Origin of the sequence: Paramesorhizobium leguminum (assembly GCF_003217235.1) — a bacterium.
Lineage (GTDB): Bacteria > Pseudomonadota > Alphaproteobacteria > Rhizobiales > Rhizobiaceae > Paramesorhizobium > Paramesorhizobium leguminum.
In genome coordinates, this window is the sequence record NZ_QJTF01000001.1 from 19627 (window position 1) to 35702 (window position 16076).

Genomic DNA, 16076 nt, shown 5'->3' on the forward strand with positions numbered 1-16076 from the left:
AGCATAGGGCGGTGGGTCGAAGCATTTCATTTTTAGAAACGGCAGCACGAAGCATTCCCTCGTGCTGCCGTCAAACAATAATTGTTTCAAACCCCAAACTGCCCCTGCAACTCCGGCACCGCCTGCACCAGCGCGTCCACCAGTTGCGGGTCGGCCTGACGGGCATAGGCGAGGACCTGTGCCCCCGCGGCGCTGATCTGCTGCTCTGTTAGCCCGCTAGCTTTCAATGCCGCCACGCCATTGACCAGCGCGCCCACCTCTTGCCCCGTATTGCCGCCGAGCATGTTGGCAATGGTGCCGAGCAGGCCCGTGTTCACCTGCCCCTGCGCCATCACATCATTGGCTGTAGCCAATTGCTGCGCGCCAGGCAGCTTGGCGAAAATCTGCGCCGAGATTTGCGGCGATTCATGTTGCAGGATCGAAAACACGATCCCCGCCACCTTTTCAGCTACTTGCGGGCTGATATTGGCCTTGGTTGCGATAGTATCGATGAGTGCTTGTATTGCCATGTCTTCCTCGCGGTAAAAAAGCCGTCAATCTTTTTGGCATAAAGATCCAATCTTTTTGACATAAAGGTAATGACAGCAAAATGACATCGCAATACTTGAATAAAAGCAAGTTTTATTCATGGATTCCGTTCGTAACGATCACGGGAACCAGCAAATCCCCCCAATTGCCGTCGCCGCCATGATGCCTTGCGGAGCGGACGAGTTCGACAGAGACGCCGGCCTCCACCGCCTTCATGACCGACTGGTTGAGGCGGTGCAGATCGTTGGCGAGCATGCGGATCAGCGCCTGCTGCTCCGTGCTCATGGCGGAGGATTGTTCCTCCGCTCTTTCCTTGACGCGTGAAATCGATGTCATGGTCGCTCTCCTTCATTCAGCCGCAGGGCGAAACTGTGCGGCTTCGGTGGATTCCTTCATGGCGGTGGTCGAAGACTGGCCGCCTGATATCGCCAGTGACACGGCGTCGAAATAGCCGGTGCCGACTTCGCGCTGGTGCTTGGTCGCGGTATAGCCATGGGCCTCGGAGGCGAACTCCGCCTCCTGCAGTTCGGAATAGGCGGCCATCTGGCGGTCCTTGTATGCCCGCGCCAGTTCGAACATGCCGTGGTTCAACTGGTGGAAACCGGCGAGCGTGATGAACTGGAACTTGTAGCCCATCGCCCCAAGCTCCCGCTGGAACCTGGCGATCGTCGCATCGTCCAGATGCTTCTTCCAGTTGAACGAGGGCGAGCAATTATAGGCGAGCAGCTTGCCCGGATACGCCTTGTGCACAGCTTCGGCGAATTTCCGCGCCTGCTCCAGATCCGGCTTCGAGGTCTCGCACCAGATGAGATCGGCATACGGCGCGTAGGCGATGGCGCGCGCGATGCACGGTTCGATGCCGTTCTTCACCTGATAGAAACCTTCCGCCGTGCGGCCCGCATCGTAATCGACAAAAGGCCGGTCGCGCTCGTCTATATCAGAGGTGATGAGCTTCGCCGCTTCCGCATCGGTGCGCGCGATGACGAGCGTCGGCACGCCCATCACATCGGCGGCGAGACGGGCGGCGTTCAAATTGCGGATATGCGCGGCGGTCGGGATCAACACCTTGCCGCCCAGATGGCCGCACTTCTTTTCCGAAGCGAGCTGATCCTCATAATGAACGCCCGCGGCGCCCGCCTCGATGAAAGCCTTCATGATCTCGAAGGCATTGAGCGGCCCGCCAAACCCGGCTTCCGCATCGGCGACGATGGGCGCAAACCATGTGTCGACCGAAAGGCCCTTTCCCTCTGATGTCTCGATCTGGTCGGCGCGCTGCAGGGTGCGGTTGATGCGCCGGCAAAGTTCCGGCGCGGCATTGGCCGGATAGAGCGACTGGTCGGGATACATCGCCGAGGCGGTATTGGCATCCGCCGCCACCTGCCAACCCGAAAGATAAATCGCCTTCAGCCCAGCGCGCACCATCTGCATCGCCTGATTGCCGGTCATGGCGCCAAGCGCATTGACGAAATCCTCCTTGTGGATGAGCTTCCACAGCCGGTTCGCCCCCATTTCGGCCAGCGAATATCTGATCTCGACCGAACCGCGCAGCCGCTTCACATCGTCAGCCGTATAGGGGCGCTCGATGCCGTCGAAACGGCCTTTGATGGCAGTGGGAACGAGATTGTAAAAATCAGTCATAGCCTGTCTTTCTTGTTGCGTTCCAATGCTGGAGATATTGCTTTTGTCTATGACGAGATTTACATTTCACATCGAAACGGGCGAGAAAATTCAGGAAATGCGCTCTGAAAAACGGGTCATGCTGTAGAGCTTTGACTGAGTGGCCTTGTTAATTTGTAAATGTTGTAATGATTTTCCTGTTGCTGCATCATGTACGAGTTTGTAAAATTCGTATGTCGTGAAATGCCCCTCACCCTTACCCTCTCCCCGTGAAGAACGGGGAGAGGGGGACATAAACGTTTCTGCCTTCTCCGTTGTGCCGGGCGCAGGGGAAAAGGAAGCAATGCGGCTCTGATGTCTTCCTCTCCCCGCCTGCGGGGAGAGGGTAAGGGTGAGGGGCAATTCCAGCTGGATCCGAGGGAAAATGGCCGAGCAGAAAATCTTCGCGGGTCCGCGCATCCGCCGTATCCGCAACGAGCGCGGCCTGACCCAGACGGCGATGGCCGAGTCGCTCAGTATTTCGCCGTCCTATTTGAACCTCATCGAACGCAACCAGCGCCCGCTGACGGTGCAACTCCTCCTGAAGCTCGCCGCCGTCTACAAGCTCGATCTCGACAGCCTCCAGGGGACAAGCGGCGTAACCATCGCCGGGCTAAAGGAGGTCTTTTCCGATCCGCTCATTGCCGGAGAACTGCCGGGCGATCAGGAACTGATTGAGATCGGCGAGGCGGCGCCCAATGCTGCCGCCGGCATCGTCAAGCTCTACCGCGCCTATCGCGAGCAGCTTGATCGTCTCTCCGATCTTTCCACGCTTCTGGCGCAGGAGGGGCGCGAAACCTCGCTGTCGTCGGCGCGCCTGCCGCTCGATGAGGTGCATGATGTGCTGGAGCGCAGGCCAAATCATTTCCCGCTCATCGAGGAGGAAGCCGAAAGTTTCACCGGGCTGCTGAAGCCGGGTGACGATCTGATGGGCGCGTTAAAGAGCTGGCTTCGCGCCGAGCATGGCGTAAGCGTGCGCGTGCTGCCCGTTTCCACCATGCCCAACTGGCGGCGGCGCTATGACAGGCACTCGCAGCGCCTCTTCTTGTCCGAAAGACTGTCTCCCTTCGATCAGTTGCGCGAAGTGGCGATGGAGGCGGTGCTGATCCGGATGCAGGTGGCTATTGCCGCGGAGGTCGAAAAGCTGAAGCTCTCCTCCGGCGAGGCCCGCCGCATCGCCCGTTTCGAGCTGGGCCGCTATGCCGCCCATGCGCTGATGATGCCCTATCAGGCGTTTCTATCGGCGGCGTTCAAGGCGCGCTACGATATCGACGTGCTGCGCTCGCGCTTCGGCGTCTCGTTCGAACAGGCGGCGAACCGGCTTACTACATTGCAAAGGCAAGGGGCGGCGGGCGTGCCCTTCTTCATGCTCGAAGTGGATCACGCCGGAAACCGCTTCCGCAGGGCAGGGGCGCAAGGGTTTCCGCAGGCTCATTTTGGTGGCGGATGTCCGAAACTCGCCATCTACGCTGCCTTCGCGCAAAGCTCGCAGATTCTGGTCGAAGCCGTCGAAATGCCTGATGGCGCGACCTTCCTCACCATCGCCCGCACACTGGAAGGCCCGCAAGGCGCTTTTGGCGAACGCCCGCGCCGCACCGCCATCCTGCTTGGCTGCGATATCGGTTTCAAGGACGACATCGTCTACGGCGCGGCGTTGACATCCTCGCCGCCCACCCCCATCGGCCCCGCCTGCCGTCTTTGCGAAAGGCAGGGCTGCCTCGCCCGCGCCGAGCCGCCCCTGACGCGGCCATTGGGTCTGGATGAAATGGTAACGGGATTGAGCGCTTTTGATTTTCAGTAAGAGGGCTGTGAGCGGCTCTTGTTGAAGGAATCGCGAGGCACACCCCCCTCTGCCCTGCCGGGCATCTCCCCCTCAAGGGGGGAGATTACACCTTCATCGATGGCTGGCACAAATCGCAGATGTTGCAGAATAGGAGCGGAGCGTCGTGTCAGCCAATCTCCCCCCTTGAGGGGGAGATGTCCGGCAGGACAGAGGGGGGTATTGTCCCACCAACACTTCCATCTACCCTCCTGCCTAACTCCTCGCCCGTTCCCCCCGGAACAGCGGCTGATGCTTGTCAACCAGATGCGCGAGGCGCTCGATCAGCGTTCTGATCTCCGGGCGATGCCGGTCGTCATTGTGCATCACCAGCCATTGCTTGTGGCGAAGTTCCTCGATCGGTGGCCCAGCACGCACCAGCGCCGGATCTTCGTCGCCGACGAAGCAGGGCAATACGCCGCGACCAGCGCCGCCGCGCAATAGATCATGCAGTGTGCGTGGCGTGTTCGCCCAGATGGTGATCCAGAGGTCGGTTTGCGCCAGAAGCCAGCGGGCGGAAGGCGTGATGGCGTCCTCGGAGCCGATGCCCACCCAGTTGCAGTCGCGCACCATGTTGAAATGGCTGGCGCAAAAGGGCGCATAGGCGACCTCGCCGATCGGCCGGGCAGCGAGATTGCCGCCTTCGGGAAACCTGTTCCTGATGCCGATTTCCGCCTCGCGATGGCTGAGGTCCAGCCGCGCCTCGGCGGTCTTGAAACAGATGCGGAAAGCATCCGTCGGCTGCCACAGATGGCCGAGATTGATCGCCATGAAATGCGACATCCAGCTGCCGGCGGATATTCGCACCATGGGAATCTCCGCCGCGCCCTCATTCCACTCCGCGATGGAACGCGCGGCCTCGTCCATGGCGAGGACCTTTTCGAGCAGCGCCTGGCCGTCCTTGGTCAGCGAATAGCCGGTCTGCCGCCGCGTGAAAAGCGTGCGCCCCATTTCCCGTTCCAGCGCCAATACGCGCCGCCCGATGGTCGCCGGGCTGAAGCCGGTCCGCTCCGCCGCGCCGGTAAGGCCGCCCTGCCGGGCGACATGGAGAAAAAGATGCAAATCGCTCCAGCTTTCATTTTTCATTTTCGAAAAACCTGTTTCCGCCGTGTCCGTAGAATCGCGAGGGTGGCCTCGATAAATACGGTCTCATCTCATAACAGGTTTTTCATGGAGGAAAAAATGGATGTTCTCTTGGGTTGGGTGATGCTGCATGATGAACTCGTCCGCCATCATAGGAAAAGGAAAAGCAATCCTCTCGATGATCCGCTGGATCGCCCGGAATGGCAGTTTCTCAGATGGTTCTGGTCCATACCGAGAGGCCTATAATCCGTCTTGGCCGCGCGGGCGCTTTTGCCCTTTGGCCGCATCGGCCTGAAAATCCTGAAAATAAAGACCCGCAAGCCGGTTGACGAAACCCTCCCGATCTAAAAAAGTAATCCGCAACGCGGGTGCGAAAGCATGATCCCGAACCGAAGGTCAGCGTCAGCAAAAAGGTGCAGACTTCCAGGTAAGATCATGCGCAAAACACAAATAGTGGGAGTTTTCGGATGAGGGTGAAATCGCTTTTCGTGACGACCTGTCTTGCTGTGGCGGCGGCTGTGATGCCGGCGCCCGCGCAGGAGCGGGTGGTCAATGTCTATAACTGGTCGGATTATATCGACGAATCCATCCTGGCCGATTTCACCAAGGAAACCGGCATCAAGGTCGTCTATGACGTCTTCGATTCCAACGAGATTCTTGAGACCAAGCTGCTGGCCGGAGGTTCCGGCTATGATGTCGTCGTGCCCTCGGGCGAGTTCCTTGGACGGCAGATCCCGGCGGCCGTTTTCCAGAAGCTCGACAAGGCGAAGCTGCCGAACATCAAGAATATGTGGGATGTGATCGAGAAGCGCACCGCCGCCTACGATCCGGGCAATGAATATTCCATCAATTACATGTGGGGCACCACCGGCATCGGCTACAACAAGGCCAAGGTGAAGGCGGCGCTCGGGGTCGACAAGATCGATTCCTGGGATGTGCTGTTCGATCCCGAAAAATCGGCCAAGCTGAAGGATTGCGGCATCCATGTGCTCGATTCCGCCAGCGAGATGTTGCGCCCGGCGCTGAACTACCTTGGCTTCGATCCCAATTCGCCAAGCGCGGAAAACTTCGCCAAGGCGGAAGAGCTGTGGGCGAAAGTCCGGCCCAACATCCGCAAGTTCCACTCGTCCGAATATATCAACGCGCTCGCCAATGGCGATATCTGCATGGCGGTCGGCTACTCCGGCGATATCTTCCAGGCACGCGACCGCGCCAAGGAGGCGGGGCAGGGCGTCGACATCGGTTATGCTATCCCCAAGGAAGGCGCGCAGATGTGGTTCGACCAGATGGCGATTCCCGCCGATGCCAAGCATGTGGCGGAGGCGCATGAGTTCCTGAATTACATCATGCGCCCGGAGGTCATCGCCAAGGCGTCCAACTTCGTCTTCTACGCCAATGGCAACAAGGCCTCGCAGCCGCTGCTCGACAAGGGGATCATCGACAATCCCGAGATTTATCCCGACGCCGCGACGATGGAAAAGCTCTTCGTGCCGCTGCCCTATGATACAAAGACGCAGCGTCTGGCGACGCGGGCGTGGACGAAGATTGTGACGGGGCAGTGAGGGACTCGCGCCCTCCTTCCCCCTTGCGGGGAAGGTGCCCGCGGAGCGGGCGGATGGGGGTGGTGACGTTTGAGCCAACGGTCTCCAGCAGAGGCACAAACGTCACCACCCCCACCCGGCCCTTCGGGCCACCCTCCCCGCAAGGGGGAGGGCGCAAACGTCACACACCCTTCAAAAACACCCTATAAGGGCGCTATCACATACTGAATTAAGTGGGGAGCCGGATGGAATCCTTTGGAAGTTTTCGCCGCAAGTTCGCGCCTTGGAATGATCCGGCCGCGAAGCCCTACATAACGTTCGAGAAAGTCACCAAGATCTTCGGCGATTTCACTGCCGTCGATGATCTATCGCTCGATGTCTTCAACCGCGAATTCTTCGCGCTGCTGGGCGCATCCGGTTGCGGCAAGACCACGCTCATGCGCATGCTGGCAGGCTTCGAGGAGCCGACATCGGGCCGTATCCTGCTCGATGGTCAGGATTTGCGTGGCATTCCGCCTTACCGCCGCCCGGTCAACATGATGTTCCAATCCTACGCGCTGTTTCCGCATATGACGGTGGAGGGCAACATCGCCTTCGGCCTCAAACAGGACGGCATGGCGAAATCGGAAATCGACGCGCGCGTCGGCGAGATGCTGAAGCTCGTCAAGCTGGAAAAATTCGCCAAGCGCAAGCCGCATCAATTGTCCGGCGGTCAGCGCCAGCGCGTGGCGCTCGCCCGCGCCGTGGCCAAGCGCCCGAAAGTGCTGCTGCTGGATGAGCCGCTCGGCGCGCTCGACAAGAAGCTGCGCGAGGAAACGCAGTTCGAGCTGATGGATTTGCAAGTCAAGCTCGGCCTCACCTTCATGGTCGTCACCCACGATCAGGAGGAGGCAATGACCATGGCCGACCGCATTGCGGTGATGGACCATGGCCGCATCATGCAGGTGGCGACGCCGGCGGAAGTCTATGAGGCGCCCGCTTCCAAATTCGTCGCGGATTTCATCGGCAATGTGAATATTCTGGACGGCACGGTCGAGAAGGTCGCCAATGGCGAGGCGGAGATCACCGCCGCCGCACAAGGCCTTACCATCCGCGCCGAGACGGGCAAGGCGCTTGCTCCCGGCCAAAAGGTGTGGTTCGCGGTGCGGCCGGAGAAGATCCGCATCAACAGGGAAAAGCCGCAGGATGCGTCGTTCAACGCGGTCGAGGGCGAGTTGTGGGACATCGCCTATTTCGGCGACATGACGGTGTTCCACGTCCGGCTCGACAACGGAACCTTGATCAAGGCGGCGAGCCTCAACGCCGTGCGCAAGACGGAAAACCCGCTGACCTATGATGAGCGCGTCTGGGTCTCCTTCGATACCGACGCCGGACTGGTGCTGACGGCATGAGGGGGAATGCGGCCATGCAGAAGCTCATCGCAGCCATTGCCGGGCGGCTCGTCATCATCGTGCCCTATCTCTGGCTTTTGATCCTCTTTCTCATCCCGTTCTTCATCGTTTTCAAGATTTCGCTGTCGCAAACGGCGATCGCGATTCCGCCCTATACGCCGGTCTTCAATCTGGCTGACGGGATCGCGGCGAATTGGGACAAGCTGAAGGAACTTTCCTTCGCCAATTATCTTTGGCTGCTGGATGATCCGCTCTATTACAAGGCCTATCTGTCGAGCTTCTTCATCGCCGCCGTCTCGACGGTGCTGACGCTCCTGATCGCCTATCCGCTTAGCCTTGGCATGGCGCGCGCGCCCCTAACCTTGCGCCCGACATTGCTGATGCTGGTGATCCTGCCATTCTGGACGAGCTTCCTCATCCGCGTCTATGCCTGGATCGCCATCCTCAAGCCGGAAGGACTGCTCAACCAGTTCCTGATGTGGGCGCATGTCATCGACACGCCGCTCAATATTTTGAACACCAACACCGCCGTCTTCATCGGCATCGTCTATTCCTACCTGCCCTTCATGGTGCTGCCGATCTATTCGGCCCTGGAAAAGATGGATCATTCGCTGATCGAGGCCGCGCAGGATCTGGGTTCGCCGCCATTCGCCGCTTTCTGGAAGATCACCTTCCCGCTTTCGATCCCCGGCGTGATCGCGGGCTGCTTCCTCGTTTTCATCCCGGCGATGGGTGAATTCGTCATTCCCGACCTTCTGGGCGGATCGCAGACGCTGATGATCGGCAAGACGCTGTGGAGCGAGTTCTTCTCCAACCGCGACTGGCCGGTCTCCTCGGCCGTCGCCGTGGTGCTGCTCGTGATTCTGATCGTGCCGATCGTGCTGTTTCAGCGGGCGCAGGCGCGCGCGCAGGAAGAGGGGAGGTAGTGTGGATTTGATGAGAAAAACTGGGATGGATAATTCCTTCAATGTCACCCTTCACCCTCGTGGTTCGAGGCTCGCTTCGCTCGCACCTCACCATGAGGGTGAAGGGGAGCGGCGCTTGAGTAGCCCTCATCCTGAGGTGCGAGCAAAGCGAGCCTCGAAGGGCGAGGGCGCTAGGAGCGAGCAATGAACCACACCTGGTCGCGTTTCAACATCGCCTCGGTCGTGCTGGGCTTTGCGTTTCTCTATCTGCCCATCGTGCTGCTGGTGATCTATTCCTTCAACGAATCCCGCCTCGTCACCGTCTGGGCCGGGTTCTCGACGAAATGGTATGTCGAGCTTTTCCATAATCGCGCGCTGATGGATGCCGCATGGGTTACCGCCCGCGTTGCCCTGCTTTCGGCAACGGTGGCGACGGTGCTGGGAACGCTCGCGGCCATCGCTCTCACGCGCTACACCCGCTTTCGCGGGCGCCTGCTTTTCTCCGGCATGATCTATGCGCCGCTGGTCATGCCGGAAGTCATCACCGGTCTCTCCCTGCTTCTGCTTTTCGTAGCGATCGGCTTCGACCGAGGCTTCTGGACGGTGACATTGGCCCACATCACCTTCTCCATGTGCTTCGTCGCGGTGGTGGTGCAATCGAGGCTCGTCACCTTCGACCGCTCGCTCGAGGAAGCGGCGATGGACTTGGGCGCGCCGCCCGTCACCACGTTCCTGCATGTCACGCTGCCCGTCATCCTGCCCGCCATCATCTCCGGCTGGATGCTCGCCTTCACGCTTTCACTGGACGATCTTGTCATCGCAAGCTTCACCTCCGGCCCCGGCGCGACCACCTTGCCGATGAAAATCTACAGCCAGGTGCGCCTTGGCGTAACGCCTGAGATCAACGCCATCTGCACAATCCTCATCGCCATCGTCGCAACGGGTGTCATCATCGTGTCGCTCGTCAACAAGCGGCGCGAGGTGCAGAGGATGCGGGATGAGCAGGCGGCTTTTCGGGGGCAGTAGGGCAGTAAGGCAGTAGGGCAATATGTTTTTGTCGCTATTGTATTCACGCAGACAAAGAGCTTTCTTTTTTACTGCCCTATTGCCTACTGCCCTACTGCCCTACTGCCCTATTTCCCCATCGGCGAAATAAACGGCCTGTCCCATGAGCCGCCGACGAAGAAGTTGATCGGCGGCTGCGCTGGCGGGGCTTGAGGGGGCGCCGCTGGGGGCTGCGTTTGGTTCTGCCCCTCGGGCGGGGTCTGCGGCTGCGCCTGTGCCGCAGGGAATGCGATTTCGCCCGAAAGCGCCAGACTCTTGTCGAGGAAGGGCACGATGCCGGCAAGCGTCAGGACGCCATTGCCCGTCTGAACCTGCGCATTTTCCAGCGTTGCCACCCCTTCGGCAATTGCTGCCTTCACGCTCAAGCGATTGAAGCCGAGCGATGCGTCCTGCTTGCGCTCTAGAGCGAAGAAGCGCTGGGTGCGCGCCTTGTTCGTGAAATCGCCGAAATCGAAACCTTGCATCTGCCCTTGGCCAAGATCGAGTGATACGGTGCCGCTGGCGTTGTCAAGGAGCGAAGACCACCGGTCGAGCGGGCTCTTCAGGTTAAGCGACACCATCCCTTTGCCGGTCAGGAACGGCTGCATGCCGAACGCGGAAACGAGCGCGGCGCTGTCCACATCGGTTCCATTGAAGCGCAACTCGCCATTGGCGCCGTTCGCTCCTTGGGTGATCTGGACATTGGCCTGCAGCGACCCGTTGAAGGCCTTGGCATCGCCGATGTCGAAAATCGCCCGCCCGTCGCTCACTTGTATCGCTGCGGCGAGATTGGCGAGGTTGAGCGCGCCCACGGTGGCGTTCTGGGCGGAAAGGCGCAGGTCAAGGTTGAGCTGGTTGATGAAGCTCGTGTTGATTTTGTCGTCGCTGCCGGTTGCCTGCAGCGGAATGAAAGCGGAGACCAGCGAGCGCAGGTCAAGCGACTGGAAGGCGAGCGTTCCGGTAACGGCGGGCGTCGGCTGATCAAGCCCGATCTCGATCGCGCCCGTGGCGGATTGCTTGTCGGTCGTGAGCGAGACATCGCTGAATTTCGCCCGCACCGGCGTGAGCGTCATGTTTGCCGCCAGTTCCACCGCTCCGATCAACGAGCTTTCCCCCGACGATGGCAGGCCAGCCCAGCGCATCGTCTCGCTCAATGAGGGAGATTTGGCCGTCAACGCGCCTTCGAAGAACATGCTCTGCGAGATGTTCGCCTTGCCGTCGAAGGTAAGCGTCAGCGGCTTGGAGGTTATCTCCGCCGTGAGATCGCTCAAGCCTCCTGCAAGCAGAATCAGCGGCTGATTGGCGGTGAAATTGATTTCCGTCGCCTCTCCGCGCCAATTGGCTTGGCCGTGGAAGCTTGCCGGGCTCGACGTCTGCGGCCAATCGAGCGTGCCGTTGATGTCGGTGACCTGTTCTTCCAGCGGCGATCCGAAGCGGCGATAGGCGAGCGACCCGTTTTCGATAACGATGCGGCCGAAGGGTTGCGATACGAGCTGGTCAACCTTCGGATCGCTCGGATTGCTGGCCACGAGCTTCTTGGCCTCGCGGATCACCATGCCGAGCCGGCCTTGGGAATTGGTCGCCGCCGAGAAAAGCTGCGGCAGGTCCGTCACCGGCTCATTCAGCCGGAAGCGGGGGTGGATGAGGCGCGTTTCCGAGAATGATATATGCCCGAGAAGAGCATCGATGGGTGAAAGTTCCACATCGATGCGGTCGGCGCTCATGAATGGCGGTTGGCCGCTTTGCCCGACCTTGCTCAAGGTGACGCCGCTCAGCGATGCCTGAAAGACCGGGAAGACCGTCAGATGCGGCGGCTGGCGCAGTTCCACGCTATAACCGGTCCAGGCGCTGAGATCTTGTGCCAGCCGGACGCGGATTGCATCGGTCGAGACGATGGAGGGAAGCGCTAGAATACCCGCCACGACGGCGGCGAAGCCAAGGACGATAATCGCCAGTATGATGCGTATCAATCGAGGCCAGGACATTGTGCGTCGTTTACGTCTGAGCATGACCCTTGTCCCAAGAGTTTCAGATTTTTCGCACAGGATCATCCGACGAAATTAAATAAGCCACTCATTATACGTTTAACCGAGCCATATGGCAATTCAGGGTTTCATCTGGCTTTTATCAATAAACCGTCCGTCGATCCCTGTGCCGGTAATAAAAAATTTCTGCATTCTGTTAGGATATTATTAAGGAACAGCGCGCGATAAAGGCATTAACACACTGGTAAGGGTGATTGCCCAGCGCGGGTTTGCGCCTCATGCTTTTGTGCCTCTTTCTCTGTTGTACAGCTCCTAATTGCGCCGGCTTGTCCGGCGCTTTTTTTTAGTGAGATGGGGAACAGTGAGATAGTGAACAAGAGAAAACCTATATTTTTCGCTCACTGCTCACTGCTCACTAATCCGCCAGCACCCGCGTCGAGGGGAAGGAGACTTCCACCATGGTGCCGTTGCCCGGCGTAGATTCGATGGAGAAGACTGCCCTGTTGGCTTCGACCATCGCCTTGGTCAGCGGAAGTCCAAGGCCGGTTCCGTTCTGGCGCCAGTCCGCATGGCCGTCCGATGGATTGTGCTTCTGCGCGTTCACCTGTTTGAAGGGCTTGAGAGCCTGCTCGATTTCCGCGTCGCTCATGCCTATGCCGGTATCGCGCACCCTTATGACCACGCCGCCATTCGCCTCGTAGCTGGTCGAGACAATCACCTGTCCGCCCGGCGCCGTGAAGCGCACGGCATTCGACAGAAGATTGAGCGCGATCTGCTTGATCGAGCGCACATCGGCGACGATTTCCGGCAGGTTCGCCGGAAAGCTGGAACGGATGATCACACGCTCGCGGTTCGCCTGCGGCTGCATGATCGCCACAGCTTCGGCGATGGCGTCGTTGAGCGAAACCGCTTCGAAGTCCATATCCAGGCCGCCCGCCTCGATCTTGGAGATGTCGAGCAGATCGTTGACCAGCGCCAGCACATGATTGCCCGAGCGGTTGATGTCGCGTAGGTAATCGCGGTAGCGCTCATTGCCGACAGGGCCGAATTTTTCATCCGCCATCAATTCCGAAAAGCCGATGATGGCGTTGAGCGGCGTACGGATCTCATGGCTGATGCGCGCCAGGAAGTCCGTTTTCTGGCTGGAAGCCCGCTCCGCCTCGCGCCGCGCGTTGGTCAGTTCTTCCTCGGCCCGCTTCCACTGCGTGATGTCGCGCAGCACCGCGCAATAGCTGTTGGAAGCCGCCAGCTTGCCGATTGTCATGAACATCGGGATGAAGCGGCCTTGCGCCTCGCGGCCTATAACCTCGCGCCCATCGTTGAGCACGCTCGCCACGCCGTTTTCCGCCAGCCCGTCGAGATAATCCAGCGCCGCGCGCTGGCTCTCGATGGCGAAGAGCACGGAAAAGGATTTTCCCTTGATCTGCCCCGGCTCATAGCCAAAGAGGGCCTCCGCCGAATGGTTCATCGAGCGGATCAGGCCATCGGGTCCGATGATGACCACGCCATCCGTCGCCGTGTCGAGAATGCTTGTCAGTTCTCCGATGCGGGTTTCGAGCGCGCGCCGTTCTTCCGTCGTGAGGGGTATCTCATCGACCGGCGTCGTCTCGGCAGGCTTGGGTGCGTCGGGCTGCGGCATCAGGCTCAACATCAGAGCCCGGCCGCCCTTCCATGAAATCGCCTGCAGATGCGCTTCCACCGCCCGCTCATTGCCATCGGCGCGACGGAGCATCATGGCGCCGGGCCTGCCGTCCTCGCCTACCTCGCGTTCCGCGAAAAGCGCAGCAAGGCCGCCCGCGTCGATAAGCGCCCCGGTCGTTTCATGGCCCGTCAAATCGAGCAGCGCCTGATTGGCATAATGCACGGTATCGCCGGAATGGACGAGCACAGGCAAAGGCAGCCGCGCGATGATCGAGGCATCATCTTCCTCGATGTCTGTCGCAGCTTGCTCTTCGGCAATCTCGGGATCGGAAGGGGGAGGGGCAAGCGTTTCCGCCTCTTCCCTCTCAAGGGGCAAACCTGTGGGCGGCTCCGCTACTTCGTCACGTTGGGCAAGGTGGCTCGCCTCCGAGGGTTGCTCTGCGGCAGGCGCGGGCGTGTCGGCTGCCTGTGGCTGGACCGGCGCCTCGTTCCGGGCAGGAAGAATGCCGCCTTTCCGCAGCCGGTCGGCAATTTCGCGAAAGGCATTGCGTTCTGTCTGCGTCAGGCCGGTGCTTTCGGGGCGGGGGGCGCGATGTTCTTCCAGCCGGATGATCTTGTCATGAACGCGCCGCCCGGTGGTGGGCGTCAATTGCAACGCCGGCGCTTCTCCCTGGAAGGGATCGGGCTTTGCCGGTTCCGATGCGGAAACATCCTGCTTCTGCGCAAGCTTCTCGCCGAGATCGACAATGCTAACGGGTGGGCTAACGGGCGGGGCGATTTCTTGGGCGTCTGGTTCGTCTTGAGGCTCAGGTTCTTCCACCGTTTCCGTAGGCGCGGCTGCGCCTGCGACAAGCGCCAGGCCGATCGCCTCCGGATCGGCCACGGTCTCGCCGATGTGCACCACGCCGAAGCCGCGAAAGCCCTGGAATGTCCGCTCGCGTGAATAAACGGGGAGGGCGGCGAGATCGATGGGCGCGCGAAGCGACGTACCCTCGATCGGCCAAAGCACCGTGCGCCCGGACCACGTGTCGCGGCCTTCCAGCAGCGCCGCTATCGTTCCATCCTCGTCGAAACCGAAAACGCGCGCGACATCGCAGAAGCGACGTCCGATGATATCGGCGGCCTGCGGACCGACGGCGGCGGCGAATTCCGGCGATATCTCGTTGAACACCGTATCCGCGTCCACCTTCCAGACGAAACGGGCAGGGGCAGCCTCGGGGGCCTGGACGAAGCCGGCGGCCTGCGCGTGGTCCTCAGTCGTCTCACCGACCGGGGCAATCACGGTTTGCTCCTCATTGCCGGCTTCTGGGCCGGCTTCTGGTTGCGCCTCGTATTCGCCTTCTTCCTGTTCCTCTTCGGCAGGTTCGGAATGAAGCGTTGGAAGGGGCTCGGAAGCGGGTAGATCAGGCGTTTCCACCACCGCCGTCTCTTCGGCGAGAGGCGCTTCTTTCTCAGCACCCTGATCCTGTCGAAGCAAGCCCTCCCGAATGAGAGCGTCCCGCAAGGCATTGGTCGGAGCGGACGCAGGCGCTTCTGCCCCTTCCTTTTTCTCTTCGGCGAAAGGACCGCCAACAATTTCAGGCGAAGGAATTTCCGCGTCGGCGCTCACCGTTTCCGCGACTGCGGCTACCGGCTGCTCCGCTTGTCCTTCGGCGATAACGAACAACAGATGGCGAGACGGATCGTCTGCAAGCCGGGCGATGCCGGCCGGTACGCTGCGCATTCCGGCGCGCACACGCCGCTTCACCATGCGGCTTTCCTCGTCGCGCACCTCTATGGTGAGATCGCTCAGCGTTGTGGCCAAGATGCCGAGCGCTGCGAAATGGGCGGACCGGGCAAGAATCGCTCCAGCCTCGTCAAGCAGCGCAACATGGGTATCCTCGTCACCGAGGCCCTGGATCGTGCTTTCGATATCGGCGGATGGCCCGGCAGCGGCAAGAACGCGCGCCGGCGTGCCGTCCGGCAGTGCGATATCGAGAATTTGCAAGGTTATAAGATGCGAGGCGAAACGCACGGAGACGGTTCGCGTGGTCCGCGCTTGCGAGCCGTCGAGCGCCATGATCTGGCGTTTGACATGCGCCGGAAAGTCCGGATCGCCGTTTAATATATCGTCGATCCGGTCGAACCCGAACATCACCGCGCCAGGCCCGTTCGCCCAGATGACGGTCGAGAGGTCAGGAGAAACCACGAGAAGAGCGTCGCCACGAAGGAAGCGCTCGCGAATGCCGTCCAGGACGGCTATATCGATAAAGGGATAGGTTCCCGCCATTATCCGACTCTCGATAACCCTTTACGCCAGCGCTCTGAAACCCGCGCTTTTTTTACTTAATATCCCGTTAATACGGCGGAACCGTTGCATTCGTCCATAAAAGCCGCTCGTCCGCAATGGTTTTTCTGGCACATTAGTTAATGTCCCCAGGCGCCCAAAAATAATTGAAAATTATTGAGCATGGAAATGGCCGGAGCATGATCCTGAAAAGTTG

Annotated in this window: 11 protein-coding genes; 5 read left to right on the forward strand and 6 right to left on the reverse strand. The window is 60.1% G+C overall.

Annotation, left to right across the window (positions count from 1 at the left end):
- Positions 1-86: 86 nt before the first annotated feature.
- The 3 genes from C7477_RS00110 to aceA all read right to left on the reverse strand — a co-directional run bounded on the left by C7477_RS00110 (position 87) and on the right by aceA (position 2166).
- Entirely contained in the window at positions 87-509 is a 423-nt protein-coding gene (locus tag C7477_RS00110; RefSeq protein WP_110747316.1) for a DUF2267 domain-containing protein, read from the reverse strand.
- A 112-nt stretch (positions 510-621) separates the two neighbouring features.
- Positions 622-864, reverse strand: coding sequence for an SMc00767 family acetate metabolism repressor (locus C7477_RS00115; protein ID WP_110747319.1), 243 nt, complete (start codon positions 862-864; stop codon positions 622-624).
- Positions 865-876: 12 nt separating this feature from the next.
- Positions 877-2166 (reverse strand): isocitrate lyase, encoded by a 1290-nt coding sequence (gene aceA / locus C7477_RS00120; RefSeq protein WP_110747322.1) that lies wholly within the window; start codon positions 2164-2166, stop codon positions 877-879.
- Between the two features lie 403 nt (positions 2167-2569).
- On the opposite strand from aceA, the gene C7477_RS00125 reads away from it, so the two are divergent.
- The gene (locus tag C7477_RS00125) at positions 2570-3985 is read left to right on the forward strand and encodes a helix-turn-helix domain-containing protein (protein ID WP_110747325.1); all 1416 of its coding nucleotides are present in this window, start codon (positions 2570-2572) and stop codon (positions 3983-3985) included.
- A gap of 234 nt (positions 3986-4219) precedes the next feature.
- On the opposite strand, the gene C7477_RS00135 is transcribed toward C7477_RS00125, so the two are convergent.
- Entirely contained in the window at positions 4220-5089 is an 870-nt protein-coding gene (locus C7477_RS00135) for a LysR family transcriptional regulator (RefSeq protein ID WP_110747330.1), read from the reverse strand.
- Positions 5090-5553: 464 nt separating this feature from the next.
- On the opposite strand from C7477_RS00135, the gene C7477_RS00140 reads away from it, so the two are divergent.
- The 4 genes from C7477_RS00140 to C7477_RS00155 all read left to right on the forward strand — a co-directional run bounded on the left by C7477_RS00140 (position 5554) and on the right by C7477_RS00155 (position 9949).
- Entirely contained in the window at positions 5554-6648 is a 1095-nt protein-coding gene (locus C7477_RS00140) for a polyamine ABC transporter substrate-binding protein (protein ID WP_110747333.1), read from the forward strand.
- A 224-nt stretch (positions 6649-6872) separates the two neighbouring features.
- The gene (locus C7477_RS00145; protein WP_110747336.1) at positions 6873-8018 is read left to right on the forward strand and encodes an ABC transporter ATP-binding protein; all 1146 of its coding nucleotides are present in this window, start codon (positions 6873-6875) and stop codon (positions 8016-8018) included.
- 14 nt (positions 8019-8032) lie between these two features.
- Positions 8033-8944, forward strand: a complete 912-nt coding sequence (locus tag C7477_RS00150) for an ABC transporter permease subunit (RefSeq protein WP_110747339.1) — start codon at positions 8033-8035, stop codon at positions 8942-8944.
- A 183-nt stretch (positions 8945-9127) separates the two neighbouring features.
- Positions 9128-9949: an ABC transporter permease gene (locus C7477_RS00155; protein ID WP_110747342.1), complete on the forward strand. Its 822-nt coding sequence runs from the start codon at positions 9128-9130 to the stop codon at positions 9947-9949.
- Positions 9950-10056: 107 nt separating this feature from the next.
- On the opposite strand, the gene C7477_RS00160 is transcribed toward C7477_RS00155, so the two are convergent.
- Complete coding sequence (locus C7477_RS00160) at positions 10057-11952, reverse strand: AsmA family protein (RefSeq protein ID WP_110747345.1); 1896 nt, start codon at positions 11950-11952, stop codon at positions 10057-10059.
- Positions 11953-12367: 415 nt separating this feature from the next.
- Positions 12368-15862, reverse strand: a complete 3495-nt coding sequence (locus C7477_RS00165) for a histidine kinase dimerization/phospho-acceptor domain-containing protein (protein ID WP_110747348.1) — start codon at positions 15860-15862, stop codon at positions 12368-12370.
- Between the last annotated feature and the right edge of the window lie 214 nt (positions 15863-16076).